The sequence below is a fragment of the Pseudomonas sp. GW821-FHT09D08 genome, from assembly GCF_059416305.1.
Genome location: NZ_JBWKOX010000011.1, coordinates 1 through 21,020, shown reverse-complemented (window position 1 = coordinate 21,020; position 21,020 = coordinate 1). Strand labels below are relative to the sequence as shown.

Below are 21,020 nucleotides of genomic sequence, written 5' to 3'. Positions count from 1 at the left end.
GCTTCCTTATTGATCATCCTGGCGTACTCACTCACCGTTTGAGCGTGCCAAGTTCCGCTACGCAGAGCAAGCGAACAGGTTGCACTTGCACACGGACAGCAGCCTAGCGAGCTAAATGACACTGTGGTTGAACGTTGTGGATGAGTGCGACGCAGGCATCGTCCCCCCCGCGCCCTGCTGATACTCGCGGGGCGTGCAGCCAAACTCTCGCCGAAACACCGTATGCAGGTACTGCGCCGATTTGAACCCGCACTTGGCGGCAATATCGGCAATCGCCAGTTCGTGGCTTTCCAGGCCCTTGGCGGCGGCGGCGAGTTTGAAGCGCAGGATCTCGTCATGCACGCTGCAGCCGCGTACCTTGCGAAAGTGCGCTTCCAGGGATGAACGCGACACGCCGACATAGGCCGCCACCTGCGCGGTCTTGATGCCCTGGCAGGCGTACTGGCGGATAAACAGCAGCGCCTGCATCACGTACGGATTACCCAAGGGTTGATGCAGGCTGGAGGCCTGAACGTTGATCGCCTCCGGCGGCACCAGGACCTGCGTGCCCAGGCACGGTTTGCCGTGCAGCATCTGGTGCAGCAAGGCGGCGGCCGTGCGCCCCATGGTTTCCGTGCCCTGGATCACCGAACTCAGCGGCACCCGCGTGAGGGTGCGGGTCAGGGGGTCGTTGTCGATGCCGATCAACGCCACTTGCTCCGGCACGGCGATGCCGGCAGTCAGGCAGGCTTGCAGCAGTTGTCGGGCGCGGGCATCGGTGACGGCGATGATGCCGATGGGCTTGGGCAGGCTGTGCAGCCAGGCAATCTGCTGTTCCACCGCGCTGTCCCACAACGGCGCGCTGGTGCCCAGGCCGCGATACACCTCGACGTGCAAACCATCCCGTTGCAGCAGGCGGCGAAAGGCTTTTTCACGCTCCTGGGCCCAGCGATTGGCCTGGGCCTCGGGCAGGCTGAAACAGGCGAATCGAGTCAGGCCAGCTTCGATCAAGTGTTCGTAAGCCAACTTCATCAATGCGTGGTTATCGGTCGCCACATAGGGAATGCCCTTGGGATAGGCGCGCGCGTCTTCATAGGAGCCACCCACTGCCACCACCGGCAACGTGCTGTCGGCCAACGCTTCGCCGATCAGCGGGTCGTCGAAGTCGGCAATGATACCGTCGCCCTGCCAGCGCTCGATGCCTTTGAGCCGGCATAGAAAGTCCTCTTCCAGGAACAAGTCCCAAGACGCGCGGGTGCTGCTCAAGTAATTGCCAATACCGGCGATGATGCCGCGGTCATAGATTTTGCTGCCGTTGAAAAGCAAGGCGATACGGTGCACGGGCGGTAGGGTTTTCATTGTTTTTGTCCTCGGGCCTGTGGCAACAGACTAGCCCTCGCCGGTCAAAATCGCACCACCCCTTGGTGATTTTCATAATCAGCGGGCCCGGTGCCGTTGCTAGTATCCAGACACCGCCAAGAACAATAAGGAAAACGCCATGCCGTACTTCCCCGGTGTCGACAAGGTTCGCTTCGAAGGTCCCAGCAGCGATGCCCCCCTCGCCTTTCGCCATTACGACGCCAACAAGCTGATCCTCGGCAAGCCGATGCGCGAGCACCTGCGCATGGCCGCGTGTTACTGGCACACCTTCGTGTGGCCCGGCGCCGATATGTTCGGCATGGGCACCTTCAAGCGCCCGTGGCAGCGCAGCGGCGAGCCGATGGACGTGGCCATCGGCAAGGCAGAGGCGGCCTTCGAGTTTTTCTCCAAGCTGGGCATCGACTACTACAGTTTTCACGACACCGATGTGGCGCCGGAAGGCAGTTCGCTCAAGGAGTACCGCAACCACTTTGCGCAGATGGTCGACCATCTGGAGCGCCATCAGGAACAGACCGGCATCAAGTTGCTGTGGGGCACCGCCAACTGCTTCAGCAACCCGCGTTTTGCCGCCGGTGCCGCCAGTAACCCGGACCCGGAGGTGTTTGCCTACGCCGCTGCCCAGGTGTTCAGCGCGATGAACGCCACGCTGCGACTCAAGGGCGCCAACTATGTGCTGTGGGGCGGACGTGAAGGCTATGAAACCCTGCTCAACACCGACCTCAAGCGCGAGCGCGAACAGCTCGGGCGCTTTATGCGCATGGTGGTGGAGCACAAGCACAAGATCGGCTTCAAGGGCGACCTGCTGATCGAACCCAAGCCCCAGGAGCCGACCAAGCACCAGTACGATTACGACAGCGCCACGGTGTTCGGCTTTTTGCATGAGTACGGCCTGGAGCATGAGATCAAGGTGAATATCGAGGCCAACCACGCCACCCTGGCCGGGCACAGCTTCCATCACGAGATTGCCACAGCCGTGTCGTTGGGCATTTTCGGCAGCATCGACGCCAACCGGGGCGACCCGCAGAACGGCTGGGACACCGACCAATTCCCCAACAGCGTCGAGGAGATGACCCTCGCCACCTATGAAATCCTCAAGGCCGGCGGCTTCAAGAATGGCGGCTACAATTTCGACTCCAAGGTACGCCGCCAGAGCCTGGACGAGGTCGACCTGTTCCACGGCCATGTCGCCGCCATGGATGTACTCGCCCTGGCGCTGGAACGTGCGGCGGCGATGGTGCAGAACGACCGGCTGCAGCAGTTCAAGGACCAACGCTATGCCGGCTGGCAGCAGCCGCTGGGCCAGGCCGTGCTGGCCGGTGAGTTCAGCCTGGAGTCCCTGGCCGAACACGCGTTTACCCACGAACTGAACCCGCAGGCCGTGAGTGGTCGGCAGGAGATGCTGGAGGGGGTGGTCAACCGGTTTATTTATCGGTGACAGTGTGGTGAGCGGACTTGTTGTGATGAGCGGGGTTGGTGTGGTGAGCAGGCTTGTTGTGGTGAGCGGGCTTGCCCCGCGCTGGGGCGCGAAGCGGCCCCATTGCAGGCGATGTGTTTTTAGCTGACACACCGAGGTGCCTGGGTTTGGGGCTGCTTCGCAGCCCAGCGCGGGGCAAGCCCGCTCACCACAACAAGCCTGCTCACCACACCAAACCCATTCACCACAATAAGCCCGCTCACCACACTAAACCCATTCACCAAGACAAGCCCATTCACCACAAAAGTCCTGTTCACCACAAAAGCCCGGCTTGCCACAACACGCCGGTTAGCCACACCTACAGTGTTCGCCTAGAGTCTTCACCCAGTGTCTTTCCAACAACAATAAAAGGACGCACCACCATGAAGTCATTCAAACGTACCCTGCTCGCCACCGCCCTGGCCCTGCTCGCCCTGCCGGTGATGGCCGATTCCGCCCACCCGAAAATCGGTTTTTCCATCGACGACCTGCGCCTGGAACGCTGGTCCCGTGACCGTGACTACTTCGTCGCCGCCGCAGAAAAACTCGATGCCAAGGTCTTTGTGCAGTCCGCCGATGCCAACGAGCAGAAGCAGATTTCGCAGATCGAAAACCTGATCTCCCGGGGTGTCGATGTGATCGTGATCGTGCCGTTCAACGCCACGGTGCTGACCAACGCGGTCGCCGAAGCCAAGAAGGCCGGGATCAAGGTGGTGTCCTATGATCGCCTGATTCTCAACGCGGACATCGATGCCTACATCTCCTTCGATAACGAAAAAGTCGGTGAAATGCAGGCCAACGGCGTGCTGCAAGCGGCGCCCAAGGGCAACTATTTCCTGCTCGGCGGCGCGCCCACCGACAACAACGCCAAGGTACTGCGCGAAGGCCAGATGAAGGTGCTGCAACCGGCCATCGACAAGGGCGACATCAAGATTGTCGGCCAGCAGTGGGTCAAGGAATGGAACCCCACCGAAGCCCTGAGCATCGTCGAAAACGCCCTGACCCGTAACAGCAACAAGATCGACGCCATCGTCGCCTCCAACGACGCCACCGCCGGCGGTGCGATCCAGGCCCTGGCCGCGCAGAAACTGGCAGGCAAGGTGCCGATCTCCGGCCAGGACGCCGACCTCGCCGCCGTCAAGCGCGTGATCGACGGTACCCAGACCATGACCGTGTACAAGCCACTCAAGCTGATCGCCACCGAAGCCGCCAAGCTCTCGGTGCAACTGGCGCGTAACGAGAAGCCCACCTACAGCTCGCAGTACGACAATGGCAGCAAGAAAGTCGACACCATCCTGCTCACCCCGACCCCGCTGACCAAGGCCAATATCGACCTGTTGGAGAAGGACGGGTTCTATACCAAAGAGCAGATCGGCCTGTAGGAGCTGGCTTGCCAGCGAAGATCGCGAACGAAAACGCGGAAAGCCTGAATAAACGCGGTGACTTGGCGTTTTTCGCGAGCAAGCTCGCTCCTACAGTCATGTCGTCAGTCCTGTGTGTGAGCCATGGTATGTCCGACTACCTGCTGCAAATGAACGGCATCGTCAAAACCTTTGGCGGTGTCCACGCGCTGAACGGCATCGACATCAAGGTGCGGCCGGGGGAATGCGTCGGCCTGTGCGGCGAGAACGGCGCCGGTAAATCCACCCTGATGAAGGTGCTGTCGGCGGTCTACCCCCATGGCACCTGGGAGGGGGAAATCCTCTGGGACGGGCAACCGCTCAGGGCCCAGTCCATCAGCGAAACCGAGGCCGCCGGCATCGTCATCATTCACCAGGAACTGACCCTGGTGCCCGACCTGTCGGTGGCCGAGAACATCTTCATGGGCCACGAGCTGACGTTGCCCGGCGGGCGCATGAACTACCCGGCGATGCTGCACCGCGCCGAAGCGTTGATGCGCGAGCTCAAGGTGCCGGACATGAACGTCGCGCTGCCGGTGTCGCAGTACGGCGGCGGCTACCAGCAACTGGTGGAAATCGCCAAGGCCCTGAACAAACAGGCGCGCCTGCTGATCCTCGACGAACCCTCCTCGGCCCTGACCCGCTCGGAAATCGAAGTGCTGCTGGACATCATCCGCGGCCTCAAGGCCAAGGGCGTGGCCTGCGTGTACATCTCCCATAAGCTCGATGAAGTGGCGGCCGTGTGCGACACCATCACGGTGATCCGCGATGGCAAGCACATCGCGACCACGGCCATGGCCGACATGGACATCCCGCAGATCATCACGCAGATGGTCGGGCGGGAAATGAGCAATCTCTACCCCACCGAGCCCCATGCCATCGGCGAGTTGATTTTCGAAGCGCGCAACGTCACCTGCTATGACGTCGACAACCCCCAGCGCAAGCGCGTCGACGATATTTCCTTTGTGCTCAAGCGCGGCGAAATCCTCGGCATAGCCGGGCTGGTGGGCGCCGGGCGTACGGAGCTGGTGTCGGCGTTGTTCGGCGCCTACCCCGGCCGCTACAGCGCCGAGGTGTGGCTCGACGGCCAGGTGATCGATACGCGCACGCCGCTCAAATCGATCCGCGCCGGACTGTGCATGGTGCCGGAGGACCGCAAGCGCCAGGGCATCATCCCTGACCTGGGCGTGGGCCAGAACATCACCCTGGCGGTGCTCGACACCTATGCCCACCTGACTCGCATCGATGCCGAGGCCGAACTGGGCAGCATCGACCAGCAGATCGCGCGCATGCACCTCAAGACCGCCAGCCCGCTCCTGCCGATCACCAGCCTGTCCGGTGGCAATCAGCAAAAGGCCGTGCTGGCGAAAATGCTGATGACCAAGCCCAAGGTGCTGATCCTCGACGAGCCCACGCGCGGGGTGGATGTGGGCGCCAAGTATGAGATCTACAAACTGATGGGCGCGCTGGCGGCAGAAGGCGTGTCGATCATCATGGTTTCCTCGGAATTGGCCGAAGTGCTCGGCGTGTCCAACCGCGTGCTGGTGATCGGCGACGGCCAGTTGCGTGGCGACTTCATCAACGAGGGGCTCACCCAGGAACAGGTGCTCGCCGCCGCGCTCAGCCAAAACAATAACAATCGGAAAACCGCGTAGATGAATCAGGTCAAACAGCTGTTCACTCGCTACAAAATGCTCGCCCTGGTGATCGCCGTGGCGTTTATCTGGCTGTTTTTCAGCTGGCAGACCGAGGGCGGCTTCCTCACCCCGCGCAACCTGTCCAACCTACTGCGGCAGATGTCGATCACCGGCATCCTGGCGTGCGGCATGGTGCTGGTGATCATCAGCGGCGAGATCGACTTGTCGGTGGGTTCGTTGCTGGGACTGTTGGGCGGGCTCGCGGCGATCCTCGATGTGGTCTATCACATTCCGCTGCTGGCCAACCTCAGCCTGGTGGCGTTGTGCGGCTTGATGATCGGTTTGGCCAACGGCTACATGACCGCTTACCTGCGCATTCCGTCGTTTATCGTTGGCCTCGGCGGCATGCTGGCGTTTCGCGGGATTCTGCTGGGGATCACCGGCGGTACCACCATCGCGCCGGTGTCGCCGTCGCTGGTGTATGTAGGCCAGGGGTATTTGCCGCATTCGGTGGGGGTTGGCCTTGGGGGCTTGCTGTTCGCCCTGACCCTGTTTTTGACCTGGAGACAACGGCGCAACCGCGCGCTGCATGGCTTGGCGCCGCACGCCATGATGCGCGATGTGCTGCGCGTGGGGGTGATCGGCGCGGTGCTCGCCGGGTTCGTCACCACCCTCAACAGCTACGACGGCATCCCCGTACCGGTGCTGCTGTTGCTGGTGCTGCTCGGCGTGTTCAGCTACGTCACCAGCCAGACCGTGTTCGGCCGCCGCGTCTACGCGGTGGGCAGCAACATGGAAGCCACGCGCCTGTCGGGCATCAACGTGCAGGCGGTGAAACTGTGGATCTTCGGGATCATGGGCGTGATGTGTGCCCTCGCCGGCCTGGTCAACACCGCACGCCTGGCGGCGGGATCACCGTCGGCGGGCAATATGGGCGAGTTGGATGCCATCGCTGCGTGCTTTATTGGGGGGACGTCGATGCGCGGCGGCTCGGGCACCGTGTATGGCGCGTTGCTCGGGGCGTTGGTGATTACCAGCCTGGATAACGGCATGTCGATGCTGGACGTGGACAGTTACTGGCAGATGATTGTGAAGGGCAGCATCCTGGTATTGGCGGTGTGGGTGGATGTGAGTACACGCACGGGTCGGCGCTGACTGCCTCACTTTCCGAGCAATACGGCCCCATCCCCCAGCCGTCCCAACTGATCCCCCGGATTGCGCAACGGGCAATCATCCAGGGACAGGCATCCACAGCCGATACAGCCATCGAGTTGGTCGCGCAGTTGAGTGAGGCTGTTGATACGCTCACTCAACAGGTCGCGCCAGCGTGTGGAGAGTTGGGTCCAGTCCTTGGCCGTCAACGGCCGTCCTGAAGGCAGTTCGTCCAACGCGTCCTTGATAGTCGCCAACGGAATGCCCGCGCGCTGCGCGACCTTGATCACCGCGATCCGGCGCAGTACGTCACGCTGATAACGACGCTGATTGCCCGCGCTGCGTTGTGCGTGAATCAACCCCTTGGCTTCGTAGAAATGCACCGTGGCCACGGTCACGCCGCTGCGCCGGGCCAATTCGCCCACGCCGAGGGGGATGCGCACATCGATTTTAGCGTCCATCCAGCTCTTGACCTCATCTAAACATGAGGTTTTATAAAGGGTGTCGGCTTGCCTTGGCAAGCCTTCAGCCCTTTGAATCGGAGCCTGCATGGACACACCTCAACCCTCCCCCTCCAACTGGGCCGCGCTGTTGTCCGGTGCCAACGGCGTACGTTCGCTCGCACTGGCCGGCGGCGTGGTGCTGCATGCGATCAACGTGTACATCGCCACCACGATTCTGCCGTCGGTGGTCCAGGACATCGGCGGCATCGACTACTACGCATGGAACACCACGTTATTTGTCGCCGCCTCGATCCTCGGCTCGGCATTGTCGGCGCGCCTGCTCGGCAGCCTCGGGCCGCGTGCGGCGTACCTGGCCGCCAGCCTGGTGTTTGCCGGCGGGGCCTTGGCCTGTGCGTTTGCGCCGTCCATGCCGGTGATGCTCGTTGGGCGGTTGGTGCAGGGGCTGGGCGGTGGGTTCTTGTTCGCGCTGTCCTACGCGATGATCCGCTTGGTGTTCGATGAAAGCCTGTGGCCGCGCGCGATGGCGTTGGTGTCGGGGATGTGGGGCGTGGCGACGCTGGTCGGCCCGGCGGTGGGCGGAGTGTTTGCCGAGCTGGGCATATGGCGCGCGGCGTTCTGGTCGTTGATTCCGGTGGCCGGGTTATTCGCGGTGCTGGCGGCGGCGGTCCTGCCCAGGCGCAGCACCGAGAGCGCTGCGCCGACCCCGTTGCCACTCGCCCAACTGGTGCTGCTGACGGCGGCGGTACTGGCGGTGTCGGCCGGCAGTGTCTCGTCCACCCTGCCCCTGAACCTTCTGGGGCTGGCCGTGGCTGCGGTGTTCACCGCGCTGCTGATCGTCACGGAAAGCCGCGCCCGCCATCGACTGTTGCCCGCCAGCGCGTTTCGGATCACCACGGCACTCGGCGCGCTGTACGCGACGATGTCATTGTTGGCGGTGGCGGTGACCAGTGGCGAAATCTTCGTGCCGTTGTTTCTTCAAGTCCTGCACCACCAGTCGCCGTTGGTGGCCGGTTATCTGGCGGCATTGATGGCGGCCGGCTGGACGCTGGGGTCAATCGCCAGCGCGGGCGTGACGGGCAGCAACATTCGACGGGCGATCCTGGCCGGGCCGATCCTGGGCGTGGTGGGCATGGTGGCGCTGGCCATCTTGATGCCCGTCGAAAGCAACGGCAGCGGGCAGACGCTCACACCGATCTGCCTGGCGCTTATCCTGATTGGGTTGGGCGTGGGGCTGGCATGGCCGCACTTGCTGACCCGGGTGTTCCAGGTGGCGCCGGCCGGTGAGCAGGACCTTGCCAGCGCGTCGATTACTACCGTGCAACTGTTCGCCACCGCGTTTGGCGCGGCACTGGCGGGCATGGTCGCAAACGTCGCCGGCCTCAGTGAGCCCGGCGGCGTCGAAGGCACCGCAAGCGCTGCGGTGTGGCTGTTTGGGGTGTTTGCACTGGCGCCCGTGGTGGGTGTTCTGATTGCCAGGCGGGTGGTTCGCATGATCGGTCAGTAGCATGCCAAGCGCACCAATCCCCCTGCCTGCGCACATTTGACTGCATTCCAAGGTTGGATCGAGGTGCTCAGTGCTATTCAAACGCCTGGCGATTCTCAGGCGTGATCAACTTGAACGGCACCCAGACCACCGCCGACTCCAGCACCTCGCCGCGTACCAGGCGCAGTGCGGTGTCCACTGCGCCGCCGGCCTGGCCGGCGGCATCCTGGAACACGCTGACCGCCATCTTGCCCTCAGCCATCAACTTCAAGCCGTCCGGTGTGCCGTCGATGCCGCCGACCCAATAGTCCTTGGCCTGCTTGCCGGCCTTTTCCAGGCCCATGATCGCGCCGATCGCCATTTCATCGTTATTGGCCGCAATGATCGAGAAATCGACGCCCTGCTTGACCCAGTCAATGACAATCGTGGCGGCCTGGCTACGCTCCCAGTTGCCGACTTTTTTCTGTACGACTTTCATACCGGGATATTTGGCAACGACTTTTTCCACGTCCTCGGTGCGCATCAAGGAGGACGCGTTGGCCGGGTCGCCCACCAGAATCACCACGTTGCCCTTGTAACCGGCGCGGCGCGCCAGCTCTTCCATCTGCAACGTACCCGACTCCAGCTCGTTGGAGCCGACAAACGCGGTCTGCGCCGGCCACGTTTGCGGGTTCGGGTTGCGGTTGACGAACACCAGCGGGATCTTTGCGTCCGTGGCCAGCTGCATCATCTGCGCCGCACTTTTGCCATCGACCATCGCGACGATGATCGCATCCACCTTGGAATTGACCAGGTTGCGGAATTGGCGCATCTGCAGATCGACGCTGTCCTGCCCGTTCTCCATAAAGATGTCGGCGTTCATGACGCTGGCCTGTTGCTGCACCCCGTTGCGCAGCAGGGTCTGGAAGTTATCGTCGTACTTTGCCATGCCTACACCCAGCAAGGGCGTGGCGGCCTGGGCCGGGCCCGGAATGAACAGCGTCGCCCCCAAGGCGAGGATTAACCATGCTTTCATGTTCTGACTCCCGCGGCTCAAACGCTGAAATGATGGAGCAGCTCGCGCTGCACCTTAGCCATGTCCGACAGCTCGTGGCTGCTGATGGCGGACTGCTCGGCGCCGTCTGCCGTCTGCTGGGCCGAATCGTTGATCTGGATGACCATCCGACTGGTTTCCTGCACCGTGGCGCTCTGCTCCTCGGTGGCGGCGGCGATCTGGATATTCATGTCGCGGATACTGTCGACCGAGTCGCTCATCGACAGCAGCAAGTCACCCGCGCCCGAGGCCAGGGACACGCATTGGGTGGACTGCGCCTGGCTTTCGTTCATCACGTGCACCACCGAGTGAATCTTTTCCTGCATGAGCCCGATCATGTCCTGGATTTCGCTGGTCGAGGTCTGGGTACGGCTGGCCAGGGAGCGCACTTCATCGGCCACCACCGCAAAACCGCGTCCCTGCTCGCCGGCACGGGCCGCTTCGATCGCCGCATTCAGGGCGAGCAGATTGGTCTGTTCGGCAATGGTGCGAATGGCGACAACAATGCCTTCGATATTCTGCCCGTACTTCTGCAACTCATCGGTCACCTGCGTGGCCTTGTTCACCTGGTCGGCCTGCTGGCGGATATTGACGATGGTCTCGGCCACACGCGCCTGCACCTTGTGCGTGAGCTCACTCGTGTCGTCCACGGCCTGGCGGGTGTCCTGCGCACGCCGGGCCACCTCTTCGACCGTGCTTTCCATCTGCGTCATGGCCGAAGCCGCCGATTGCAAGCGGTCCTTCTGTTCATCCACCACACGGGTGGTCTGCTCGCTGTTCAGGGCGTTGCTGCCCGCGGTAACGGCCAGCGCATCGGCAGAGCCGATCAATTCACGGAAGGTTTTGCGCAGGGCCGTGGTCAGTTCGTTCAGGTAACCGCCCAACTCTCCGAACTCGTCTTTACGGCTGACATCGAAACTGACCCGCATGTCTCCCGCCGTGAGCGTCTTGAGGACTTCGCGAAACGCCGCCAGCGGACGCCGCAGGCTGAAGGCGACCCAGGTACCAATCGCCACCGCCGCCAGCACCGCCAGCACACACGCGATCAACAGCAAGCTGCGGCTGGTGCCGATGGTGGCATTGGCCGACTGGCTGGCCTGGTTGGCGACCTCCAGGGACTGGCTGCCGAACTCACCAATCCTGTCCAGGGTGGCTTTCAGCGCCGCGTCAACCGCACTGCGTTGCTGCTGCACCTGCGTGGCCAGTTTTGCCTCCACCTGATAAGCCTGGAACAGGCCGTCAGAGGCGGTCAGGTCAGTCAGCAGGCGATTGACCATGACGCCGGCAATCCGCCCGACCCTGGGGTCAATCGCCGCCAGGGCCTGGGCCCGGGTGCTGATCACTTCGTCCTGGAGATTGAGCACACGCTGTAATTTATCAATGGCCGGCGTGACGGTATGAGCCGCGAAGCCATCGTAGGATTTGTTGACTTCCAACAGCAGCTTTTCCGCTGCGGCCACCTGTTGCGGTTCGCCGACACTGCGTGCATGGGCAATGTAATCGCGCAGATAGCTGGTCAGCTGTATCGCCTGTGCACTGCTGTAGCCTTGCAGTTGCCGCGTCAGCGCCAATTGCTGCACGTGTTGCACGTGGGACGCCATCAGCGCCTGCGCCTGTTCGGCGTAGGCCGCGACCTGTTGGCGCTGCTGCGCCAGGTTCGCCCGCAGCGCCTCATGCTCGCCCGTATAGGCAACGGTGCTGTCGAGCAATTGATTGAACTGGGCGATGCTCTCGGTGAACGGTCGCTTGCCGTCCTCGATCTGCTTGGGGTCGGTGCTGATCTGAAGGGCCAGCAACGCCTGGTTGGCGCGCAGGATGTGCACGTATAGCTCACTGGCGGCCCGGCTCAAGGGTGCCGACTCGCCGGTGATAATGTTCAAGCGACTGCTGATGGACTGGGTGTTCTGATAACTGATCCCCGCCATGACTAGCAGTAACAGCACCAACACCGCAAACCCGCCGATCACACGCTGCAATATGGTCATGGCCACCCCTTTTGATTTTTATTCGTTGACCTGAGCGACGACCAGGCGTGCACCTACGAGTTCGGGATCACTCGTGCTGCTAGTGCCTGTATCGGCCAGGTGGGCGAGGACTTGAGCCTTGAAGGCAGGCTGAAATGCGGTCAAAAAAAAGTGGGAGGGGGCAAGCCCCCTCCCACCTACCTGATGAAATCAGGCTGGGTTTTGCATTGCGGTCACTGGCTCAACACCACATCCCGCATCGCCGGAATGTAACCATAGTCATAAGCCTCCTGCACAAACGAACGATCGCCCTTCAACACGATCCTGACCGTCGGCGCTTCGGTGCCGCCGATGCGGTAGTCATCGCCGGTGGTGGGCACGCTGTCGATAAAAGACGTCACCAGGCCGTTGGGCATCACGCAGTGGGAATACGTCTGGAACGGCTGCGACGGCGGATTGCCGAGGACCAGCCCGGACGCGTTCATCGGCGTATAGGGCCCGAACAGATGATCGCTGATGAACCCATAGACGCCATCCGGCCCCGTCACGCCATCGGCATAGGTGAACTTGTGGCTGATGGTGAACAGGTAGTACTTGTTGTCCTGGAACACATAGTGCGGCCGTTCGGTCTGGTCGTTCACGCCAACGGCCGTGACCAGGGGCGGCAGGATTTCCCATTCGTCACCGTTGAGGTCCTTGGCCACGGCGATGCCGATGCAACCCACCTGGTAGCGGGCACCGCCCACGTCCTCGTGCCCCGGCGGCACCAGGCCCAGCTCGTTCGGGCCCACTTCGTGAGTGCCGCGCTCACCGGCGACATTGCCTTCGAACACCATGTACAACTTGCCATCGACGGGATCGATAAAGGGGCTGGGATCGCGAAAGTTCCAGGTCGCATTCTGGGCTTCGGTTTGATAATAGGTGCCGTCGGCGTCGAACAACGACTTGACCTGATCAAAGCCCTGGAGGGTGACACCGGTGTCCGACGTAATGACCTGGCCTCGGACTTTGGCAATCGTGGCACCCGGCGTGACGCAGGTGTAGTACAGGTCGATGTCACCGTTGTTATTCAACAGGATCGGCGTGCCCGCCCATTCACGGGTGGTCGGCGAAACCCCTTCGGCCATGACACGGCCGCCGAAGATCCAGTCCTTGCCGGTGCGCGAATACCAGTAGCAGATCCGCGCATGACCATGACGGTCTTCCCAATCGCGCTTGATGTCGTAACGGCCATCGGCATTGATGAATTGTGGATCATGGGGGCGACGATCGGCGGTCAGGGTGAAGATCACCGACCAGCCATCCACCGATACCACCGTGCCATCGAGTTCACGCAAGGGCATGGTGTCCCAGATAAAGACCGTGTCACTCATGACAGGAAAGTCAGGACTCACTAACGGCTGTGTCGTCGTCGGGTCATTTTCATTAACTTTCAGCGCATCGGCCCGTGTCCAGCGAGTGGGTGTGTGATTCGCATGTTTCATGATGATGTCCTTTTGCTGACGCTTAAGTGACAAGCGAAGATTAAATAGCACCGAACAGCCAGCAACTTAATACTGACTGAAAGAGCAAGAGATAGTTAGCTCTGCAAGTGCGCACCAAGGTTTAACATGGGCACTTGCTTATCGCAACATGAAGAATTATTTAGATTACAAAGGCCATCACTGTGTTTATATCCTTGATATAAATACAGTGGCACTTGCAATAAATGACAGCTCAGTAGAAAGCTAGCTAATCAACTACCGAATACCAGCGCCGCTGCCTGGGCACCGGCATTCTTCTGGGTGAAGTCCTTGGCTTGCGCCGCCGTCTTCAAGGTATAGGCGTAGTTGGAACTGGCCGTCCATTGTGCTTTGGGCGACTTCTGGTTGGTGATCGGCGGCACACTGTTTATATCAGTGAACGTCCCGGTGCCTTTGTCATCCAACATGCCTTTATTCTGGCTGCCTTCGCCAAAATAGTTACTTTCAGACAGGATATTGGCGTTCTGGGCCAGGGTAAAACCGAGGTGGAAGTTATTGATGTAGTTGTTATACACATGGAAGTAACCGTAGCGCATCAAGCCGGGTGCGCGCACTTCCATATTGTCGAAGCGGTTATGGCACAGCGTCAGGCGCGGATAACCGTTGAACTCTGCCTTATTATCATCCGCCGGGTGACCGAAGATCAGCCCGTACTTGTGGCTGCCAAAGAAGCAGTTGCTGATGGTGGCATAATCGGCTTTTTCACCGATATACAGCAGTTTGTCTTCACTGCCGTCAGTGGTGGACCAGCTGTGACCGACAAATGAGCAATGGTCAATCCAATACTTACTGCCGTAGTTCAGGTACACCTGAATATCGTCATTGGCCTTAATGCTCGCCGAATGCTTGAAGATAATATTCTGCAGAATAATGTTCTGCGACTGCGCGGTTGCACGCAGGTGAATATTCTCCAACGTGCGGTTCTGGAAGGAACCGATCAGCGTCTTGTTGGCGCCCAAGTTGACTTTGGTCAGGCTCGACGCCGAGATATTACTGTTGATCACCAATACCCGAGGCGTGGTGTCGCCGATATTGGCCTTGAGTTGATCCAGGGTAGTAATGCTGACCACAGGGCCGGACCAGCCACCGGTGACTTTTGCCGCGAGGGCGAAACCGGTCAAGCCGGTAAGTTTGCTTTCTGGATAGGACATGAGTTCCCTCTCTATCAATAAAAACGGCTCGGTAGAACGAGCCTGCGCATTAAGTTAATCCATTAACTTGCACACAGTGTTTGGCGTGGCTGATGTTGCCATCCTGGTTGATCAGCGCTTAAACACTGTGTTTATGTACAGTATTCGTCATTCGCCTGGCCGTCAACCCTCAAGTGAAAAACAACCAAAAGTGGGAGGGGGCTAACCCCCTCCCACTTTTGCCCTACGGTGTTCTTCCAACGTTATTTGGACACCGGCATTGCAAACTCCGCGCCCTGCTCGATGCTCTCCGACCAGCGCTGCATGATCGATTTCTGCTTGGTGTAGAAGCGCACACCCTCAGTGCCGTAGGCATGCATGTCGCCGAACAGGCTCTTCTTCCAGCCACCAAACCCGTGCCAGGCCATCGGCACCGGGATCGGCACGTTGATGCCGACCATGCCCACTTCGATACGCCGGGCAAACTCGCGGGCAATGTTGCCGTCGCGGGTAAAGCAGCTGACGCCGTTGCCGAACTCGTGGTCGTTGACCAGCTTCACCGCCTCGGCGAAGTCATTCACGCGCACGCAGGCCAGTACCGGGCCGAAAATTTCTTCGCGGTAGATGCTCATCTCCTGGGTCACGTGGTCGAACAGGGTCGCGCCGAGCCAGAAGCCGTTTTCCAGGCCAGCCTCGGTGGGTACATAGTCACGTCCGTCGAGCAGCAGTTGCGCGCCGGCCTGCACGCCTTGTTCGATGTAGCCGCTGATGCGCTCCAGTGCGGCGCGGGACACAATCGGGCCCATCTCGGCCTTGAGGTCGCGGCCGTCGGTGATGCGCAGGTGCCTGGCGCGTTCGGTCAGGGCGGCGATGACCTTGTCACCGACATCGCCGACCAGCACCGCGACGGAGATGGCCATGCAGCGTTCGCCGGCACTGCCGTAGGCGGCGCCCATCAAGGCATCGACGGTTTTTTCGATATCCGCGTCCGGCATCACCACCATATGGTTCTTCGCGCCGCCCAGGCCTTGCACACGCTTGCCGTTGCGCGCACCGGTTTCGTAGATGTACTGCGCAATCGGCGTGGAGCCGACAAAGCTCACAGCCTTGACGTCCGGATGCGCGATCAGCGCGTCCACCGATTCCTTGTCGCCCTGCACCACGTTGAACACGCCTTTGGGCAGGCCGGCTTCACGCAGCAGTTCGGCCATGAACAGCGAAGCACTTGGATCGGTCGGGCTTGGCTTGAGGATGAAGGTGTTGCCCGCCGCAATGGCGATCGGGTACATCCACATCGGCACCATCACCGGGAAGTTGAACGGCGTGACGCCGGCCACGACACCCAGCGGCTGGCGCATCGTCCAGTTGTCCATGCCACGGGAAACCTGGTCGGAGTGTTCGCCCTTGAGCAGGTTGGGGATGCCGCAGGCGAATTCGAGGATATCGATGCCACGGTCGACTTCGCCCTGGGCATCGGTGAAGACCTTGCCGTGTTCGGCGACGATGATGCGCGCCAGGTCGTCCTTGCGCTCACGCAGCAGGTGCAGGTATTCGAACAGCACGCGGGCGCGACGGATGGGCGGGGTGTCGGCCCAACCGGCAAAAGCGGCCTGGGCAGCGGCGACGGCTTCGGACACGGTCTGGCTGCTGGCCAGGGCGACGCGGCCGGTGACTTCGCCGGTGGCCGGGTTGTAGACGTCCTGATAGCGATCATCGCGGCTGACGCGCTGGTCGTTGATGTAGTGCTCGATTGTTGTAGTCATGGCAGTCGATCCAGGTGGGTTGCGTTGGGACACACGATAGGCTTTCGGTTTGTTCCAAACCAGAGCAGAATCAAGAACTGATTGTCCTCACAAGCGAACAATAAACCCATGGAAAAATCCGAGATCGAAGGGCTGTGGACCCACATTCACTGGCTCTCAGTGCTGGAGGAACACGGCACTTACACCGCCGCCGCCGCGCGCCTGGGGGTGAGTAAATCGGCGGTCAGCCAGCGCATTTCCGACCTGGAGAAAGCCACCGGCACACGGCTGGTGACCCGCACCACGCGCAGTGTGCGCTTGACCGATGCCGGGTTGTCGCTGACCCGTGAAGTGCGCGGTGCCTATGAGCAAATCGCGCGCAGCTTCTCGTCGGTGCGCGATTCCGCCGGGGAGATTCGAGGCCTGGTGCGCTTGACCGCCCCCGTGGCATTTGCCCGGCAACAGTTGGTGCCGCACTTGGCGGAGTTCCTGCAGCAGTACCCGCAGGTGCGTATCCAGCTGGATGTGTCGGATGCCTTGAGTTCGCTGGCGGCCGAAGGCTACGACCTCGCTGTGCGCCACGGCTTCCAGGTGCCGGAAACCCATGTGGCCTGGAAGCTGTGCGACACCGGTTCGGTGCTGGTCGCCAGCCGCGATTACCTGCAACGCCACGGCGAACCCCGCGAACCCGGCGACCTGTCGGCGCACAACTGCCTGTTCTACCCGCGCGGCACCGACCAGCCCGCATGGACCTTCGAACGCGGCAGCAAAAAGGTCGAACGCCTCACCGTGCCCATCGCCGGCAGCTTCGCCACCAACAACAGCGAAGCCCTGCGTGATTCGGCGCTCAACCACTTGGGCATCGCCCTGCTCCCGGACTTCAGCGCCCACGCTGCGCTGGCCAGCGGCAAGCTGGTACAGGTGCTCAAGGGCTGGACACTCAAGGGCGCGTTTGCCGATGAGATCTACCTGATCAGGCCGTATTCGCCCCATGTGCCGAAGTCGGTGAGTGCGCTGGTAGGGTATTTGAAGGAGAAGTTATCGACGGGATTCCGCTTCGAGGGCTGAGGTTTTTAGCTTGCTCAACGGAACTAAAAGTCCATAATGGACAAATAAGTTCAGATATCGGAGATATCCATGTCCAGCGCGCCCCATGTAATCAACCAGGCCCAGGCCCGCGAACTGCTCGCCCAAGTCGATGTACCGCAGATCCTGCGCACGCTGTTCCGCGCCCTGGCCGCCGGGCATGCGGTGCAACCGGCGCAGCAGTTAGTGGCGTTCCCCCACGGCGCGGGCGACTTCATCAATTACATGGGCGTGCTGGCTGAAGAGCGGGTGTACGGGGTCAAGACCTCGCCGTATATCGTGCGCGAGCAAGGGCCGCTGGTAACGGCCTGGACGCTGTTGATGTCGATGCAAACCGGCGAGCCCCTGTTGCTGTGCGATGCCGCCGAGTTGACCACCGCGCGCACCGCAGCGACCACTGCGCTGGCGGTGGAGGCGTTGGCCCCGCAGGCGGCACAGCGCCTGGCGATCATCGGCAGCGGCAAGGTGGCCCAGGCGCATCTGCACTACGTGAAAAACCTGCGGGACTGGCAGAGCATCAGTGTGTTTTCGCCCAGCCTGGCCACTGCCAATACCGACGCCATCAAACGCCTGGATCCACGCTTGAGCGTCGCCGACAGCTGCGATGCGGCGGTGGCCGACGCCGATGTGATCCTGCTGTGCACCTCATCGGCCGGCCCGGTGATCGACCCGTCGCGCTTGAGCAAGCCGGCGCTGATCACCTCGATCAGCACCAACGCCCCGCGTGCCCATGAAGTGCCGCCCCAGAGCCTCAACGCCATGCAGGTGTTCTGCGACTATCGCCAGACCACCCCCGGCTCGGCCGGCGAGATGCTGATTGCCGCTGAACAGCACGGCTGGGACAAGAACGCGATCGTCGGCGACCTGCCCGAACTGCTCAGTGAGCAGGTACAGCGCCCGCCCTATGACCGCCACGTATTTTTCCGTTCCATCGGCCTGGGCCTGGAAGACATCGCCCTGGCCAATGCCCTCTGGAGACTGTTATGAGCCATGCCGACTTCATCATCATCGGCGGCGGCATTGCCGGCGCGTCCACGGGTTTCTGGTTGTCGCCCCATGCCAAGGTGCTGGTACTGGAGCGTGAATCCCACCCGGCCTATCACTCCACCGGACGCTCGGCCGCGCTCTACACGGCGGCGTATGGCACCCCGCAGGTGCGTGCGTTGACCCAGGCCAGCCGCGCGTTTTTCGATAACCCGCCGCCAGGTTTCTGCGAGCATCCCCTGCTGACGCCGCGCGGCGAAATGACCGTGGACTTCAACGGCGACGCTGCCGAATTGCAGGCCCAGTACCTGAGCGCCAAGGCCACGGTGCCGCAGGTCGAACGGCTTACGGCGGATGAAGCCTGCGCGCGCCTGCCGATCCTGCGCCGGGAAAAAGTCCATGGCGCGCTGTATGACCCGACCGCCAGCGACATCGACACCGACGCCCTGCACCAGGGCTATCTGCGCGGTATCCGACGCAATCAGGGCGAAGTGCGCACCGACAGCCATGTACTGGGCTTGAGCCGTGACAGCGCGGGACTCTGGCACGTAAACACCCAGGACGGGACCTACACCGCGCCCATCATCATCAACGCCGCCGGGGCCTGGGCCGATCATATCGGCGGGCTGGCGGGCGCCGCGTCCATCGGCCTGCAACCCAAGCGGCGCTCGGCATTTATCTTCGCCGGCCCCGAAGGCGTGGACAGCCATGCCTGGCCGATGCTGGTGGCCCTCGACGAAGCCTTCTACATGAAGCCCGACGCCGGCATGTTCCTCGGCTCGCCGGCCAATGCCGACCCGGTGGAGCCCCAGGATATCCAGCCCGAAGAGCTGGACATCGCCATGGGCATCTACCAGATCGAAGAAGCCACCACCCTGAACATCCGCCGCCCGACGCGCACCTGGGCCGGCCTGCGCAGCTTTGTGCATGATGGTGATTTGCTCAGCGGCTTCGACCCGCAGGTGCCCGGCCTGTACTGGGTGGCGGCGCAAGGCGGTTATGGGATCCAGACATCGCCCGCCATGGGCCAGGCCAGTGCAGCGCTGGTGCGCGGTGAAGCGTTGCCGGAGCCACTGACGCGGTTCGGCCTCGACGCTGGTATGCTCTCCCTCGCCCGCCTGGAGCCCCATTGATGAACAGCGCCGAACACGAAAAAGTCATGCAGAATTTCCGTGCGATTGCCGATGCAATCGCCACGTTGTTCTTCCCCCACGCCGAAGTGGTGCTGCATGACCTGCGCACGCAAAAAGTCGATTACATCGCCAATAACCTGTCCAAACGGGGCATTGGCGACGACTCGGCGCTGGAGGACATGCTCAGCGCCGACGTCAGCGACGTGAATATCGGCCCCTACGAAAAGCTCAATTGGGATGGCCAGAAAATCCGCAGCCTGAGCACCGTGCTGCATGACCACACAGGTCGGCGGCTGGCGGTGCTGTGCATCAACCTGAATATCTCACTGTTCGAAAACGCCAAGGCCGCGCTGGACCTGTTCCTGTCGCCGAGCAAGCTGATCCCGCAACCGGACTCGCTGTTTCGCGATGACTGGCAGGAGCGCATCAACACGTTCCTGCATGCCTGGATGCGCGAGCGCCAGTTGAGCCTGAACCTGCTCACCCGTGACCACAAGCGCGAGTTGGTGCTGGCGCTGCATGCAGAGGGAGCGTTCAAGGGCAAGAGCGCCTCGAACTATGTGGCCAACGTGCTGGGCATGGGGCGGGCTACGGTCTACAAGCACTTGAAGGAACTCAAGGGCTGATCGAACACCACTGATCAAATGTGGAAGGGGCGGTGCGACGATTCGACTTGTCCTGATGCCAGTCAGTTAAGAAGTAGAAAGGGTAAAAAGTAACCTGTGGCGAGGGCGCTTGCTCCCTCGCCACAGATACAGTGCTCGACCTTAACTGACGGGCATTCCCACGCGGAGCGTGGGAATGATCATATTACGAAGACTGTAAGCACCAAGCCCACCGAACTGTGCCTTGTGTCGCACATCCGACATCGTTCCATGCCCGGCGCCATAGAGCCCTATTCGGCCCGTTGCAGCCTGTCTCCAGGCACAACCAATACTCGCCATCTGTCGGAATGGGCCAAGTCGTTACCGGACCGTAGGCTTTCACCATTTCATCAATCCCACCGTAAAAACTCATTGCCCTGCCCCCCGGCAGCGAGTTACGCCACGCAATAGCTTGGGCGTAATTCACACCGCTCGAGTACTCACGCAAGTAATACACATTGCTGACGGTAACGTTATACGAAACGGTGCTGCCTGCCTGATCCCTCACATCAATCGTCGTACTGCCATTGGCAACCCCTCTCACTTTCCCTGCCGCCGTTACCGAGGCGACAGCAGAATTGCGTGAACTGTAGGTATAAGGTGGACGGCCGCCGGTGGCCACGCGAGTTTGGTTATTACCTGAATAATCCCCGGCAGGTTGTCCCCAGAACGCAATGATCGCAAATCCATTCAAGTTCATTGTGGTTTGATCAATTCTCAAGGGTGGATAGTTCACTAACGTGTAAGTCGTCGTCGGTAAAGTAATCACATCGCCAGGGCTCAAGCTGCCATTGAGCGTCACCTGGCTCCTCACATGGATCTGTTGGTTATTG

The 21,020-nt window shown here is 61.3% G+C and carries 17 protein-coding genes and 1 pseudogene; 9 read left to right on the top strand and 9 right to left on the bottom strand.

The features are described from left to right. Positions 1-111: 111 nt before the first annotated feature. Positions 112-1,338, bottom strand: a complete 1,227-nt coding sequence (locus AC07OP_RS19115) for a XylR family transcriptional regulator (protein ID WP_051429293.1) — start codon at positions 1,336-1,338, stop codon at positions 112-114. A 139-nt stretch (positions 1,339-1,477) separates the two neighbouring features. On the opposite strand from AC07OP_RS19115, the gene xylA reads away from it, so the two are divergent. The 4 genes from xylA to AC07OP_RS19095 all read left to right on the top strand — a co-directional run bounded on the left by xylA (position 1,478) and on the right by AC07OP_RS19095 (position 7,004). Continuing rightward, the gene (gene xylA, locus AC07OP_RS19110; protein ID WP_495102160.1) at positions 1,478-2,794 is read left to right on the top strand and encodes a xylose isomerase; all 1,317 of its coding nucleotides are present in this window, start codon (positions 1,478-1,480) and stop codon (positions 2,792-2,794) included. Between the two features lie 401 nt (positions 2,795-3,195). Beyond that, on the top strand, positions 3,196-4,194 hold the full coding sequence (xylF, locus tag AC07OP_RS19105) for a D-xylose ABC transporter substrate-binding protein (RefSeq protein WP_065926258.1): 999 nt from the start codon (positions 3,196-3,198) through the stop codon (positions 4,192-4,194). A gap of 128 nt (positions 4,195-4,322) precedes the next feature. Further along, on the top strand, positions 4,323-5,867 hold the full coding sequence (gene xylG, locus AC07OP_RS19100; RefSeq protein ID WP_495102227.1) for a D-xylose ABC transporter ATP-binding protein: 1,545 nt from the start codon (positions 4,323-4,325) through the stop codon (positions 5,865-5,867). Beyond that, on the top strand, positions 5,868-7,004 hold the full coding sequence (locus AC07OP_RS19095; protein ID WP_495102159.1) for a sugar ABC transporter permease: 1,137 nt from the start codon (positions 5,868-5,870) through the stop codon (positions 7,002-7,004). A gap of 5 nt (positions 7,005-7,009) precedes the next feature. Here the strand turns inward: AC07OP_RS19095 and soxR are convergent, their stop codons facing one another. Continuing rightward, the gene (gene soxR / locus AC07OP_RS19090) at positions 7,010-7,462 is read right to left on the bottom strand and encodes a redox-sensitive transcriptional activator SoxR (protein ID WP_495102158.1); all 453 of its coding nucleotides are present in this window, start codon (positions 7,460-7,462) and stop codon (positions 7,010-7,012) included. Positions 7,463-7,550: 88 nt separating this feature from the next. On the opposite strand from soxR, the gene AC07OP_RS19085 reads away from it, so the two are divergent. After that, positions 7,551-8,969 carry an MFS transporter gene (locus AC07OP_RS19085; RefSeq protein WP_495102157.1) on the top strand — a complete coding sequence of 473 codons (1,419 nt, stop codon included), beginning with the start codon at positions 7,551-7,553 and terminating at the stop codon, positions 8,967-8,969. A gap of 73 nt (positions 8,970-9,042) precedes the next feature. Here the strand turns inward: AC07OP_RS19085 and AC07OP_RS19080 are convergent, their stop codons facing one another. The 6 genes and pseudogenes from AC07OP_RS19080 to AC07OP_RS19055 all read right to left on the bottom strand — a co-directional run bounded on the left by AC07OP_RS19080 (position 9,043) and on the right by AC07OP_RS19055 (position 16,361). Next, positions 9,043-9,963, bottom strand: coding sequence for a substrate-binding domain-containing protein (locus tag AC07OP_RS19080; protein WP_495102156.1), 921 nt, complete (start codon positions 9,961-9,963; stop codon positions 9,043-9,045). A gap of 17 nt (positions 9,964-9,980) precedes the next feature. After that, positions 9,981-10,736, bottom strand: coding sequence for a methyl-accepting chemotaxis protein (locus AC07OP_RS19075; protein ID WP_370671265.1), 756 nt, complete (start codon positions 10,734-10,736; stop codon positions 9,981-9,983). Between the two features lie 102 nt (positions 10,737-10,838). Further along, positions 10,839-11,258, bottom strand: a pseudogene (locus AC07OP_RS19070) (HAMP domain-containing protein); the annotation flags it as partial. A 920-nt stretch (positions 11,259-12,178) separates the two neighbouring features. Next, on the bottom strand, positions 12,179-13,429 hold the full coding sequence (locus AC07OP_RS19065; protein WP_495102155.1) for a glycoside hydrolase family 68 protein: 1,251 nt from the start codon (positions 13,427-13,429) through the stop codon (positions 12,179-12,181). A gap of 251 nt (positions 13,430-13,680) precedes the next feature. After that, a complete protein-coding gene (locus AC07OP_RS19060; protein ID WP_065926251.1) occupies positions 13,681-14,619 on the bottom strand; it encodes a pectate lyase family protein in 939 nt (312 codons plus the stop codon). A gap of 242 nt (positions 14,620-14,861) precedes the next feature. Next, entirely contained in the window at positions 14,862-16,361 is a 1,500-nt protein-coding gene (locus AC07OP_RS19055; RefSeq protein WP_092359136.1) for a CoA-acylating methylmalonate-semialdehyde dehydrogenase, read from the bottom strand. A 108-nt stretch (positions 16,362-16,469) separates the two neighbouring features. On the opposite strand from AC07OP_RS19055, the gene AC07OP_RS19050 reads away from it, so the two are divergent. From AC07OP_RS19050 to AC07OP_RS19035, 4 genes are all read left to right on the top strand, one after another. Further along, positions 16,470-17,408 carry a LysR family transcriptional regulator gene (locus tag AC07OP_RS19050; protein WP_065924410.1) on the top strand — a complete coding sequence of 313 codons (939 nt, stop codon included), beginning with the start codon at positions 16,470-16,472 and terminating at the stop codon, positions 17,406-17,408. A 69-nt stretch (positions 17,409-17,477) separates the two neighbouring features. Beyond that, positions 17,478-18,413, top strand: a complete 936-nt coding sequence (locus tag AC07OP_RS19045; protein ID WP_495102154.1) for an ornithine cyclodeaminase family protein — start codon at positions 17,478-17,480, stop codon at positions 18,411-18,413. Continuing rightward, positions 18,410-19,543, top strand: a complete 1,134-nt coding sequence (locus tag AC07OP_RS19040) for an NAD(P)/FAD-dependent oxidoreductase (RefSeq protein ID WP_495102153.1) — start codon at positions 18,410-18,412, stop codon at positions 19,541-19,543. Before AC07OP_RS19045 ends, AC07OP_RS19040 begins: the two co-directional genes overlap by 4 nt. After that, complete coding sequence (locus tag AC07OP_RS19035) at positions 19,543-20,169, top strand: helix-turn-helix transcriptional regulator (protein ID WP_065947967.1); 627 nt, start codon at positions 19,543-19,545, stop codon at positions 20,167-20,169. The genes AC07OP_RS19040 and AC07OP_RS19035 overlap by 1 nt, the downstream gene beginning before the upstream one ends. Before the next feature lie 184 nt (positions 20,170-20,353). Here the strand turns inward: AC07OP_RS19035 and AC07OP_RS19030 are convergent. Then, on the bottom strand, positions 20,354-21,020 hold a 667-nt coding region (locus tag AC07OP_RS19030; RefSeq protein ID WP_495109916.1), incomplete at its 5' end, for an immunoglobulin-like domain-containing protein.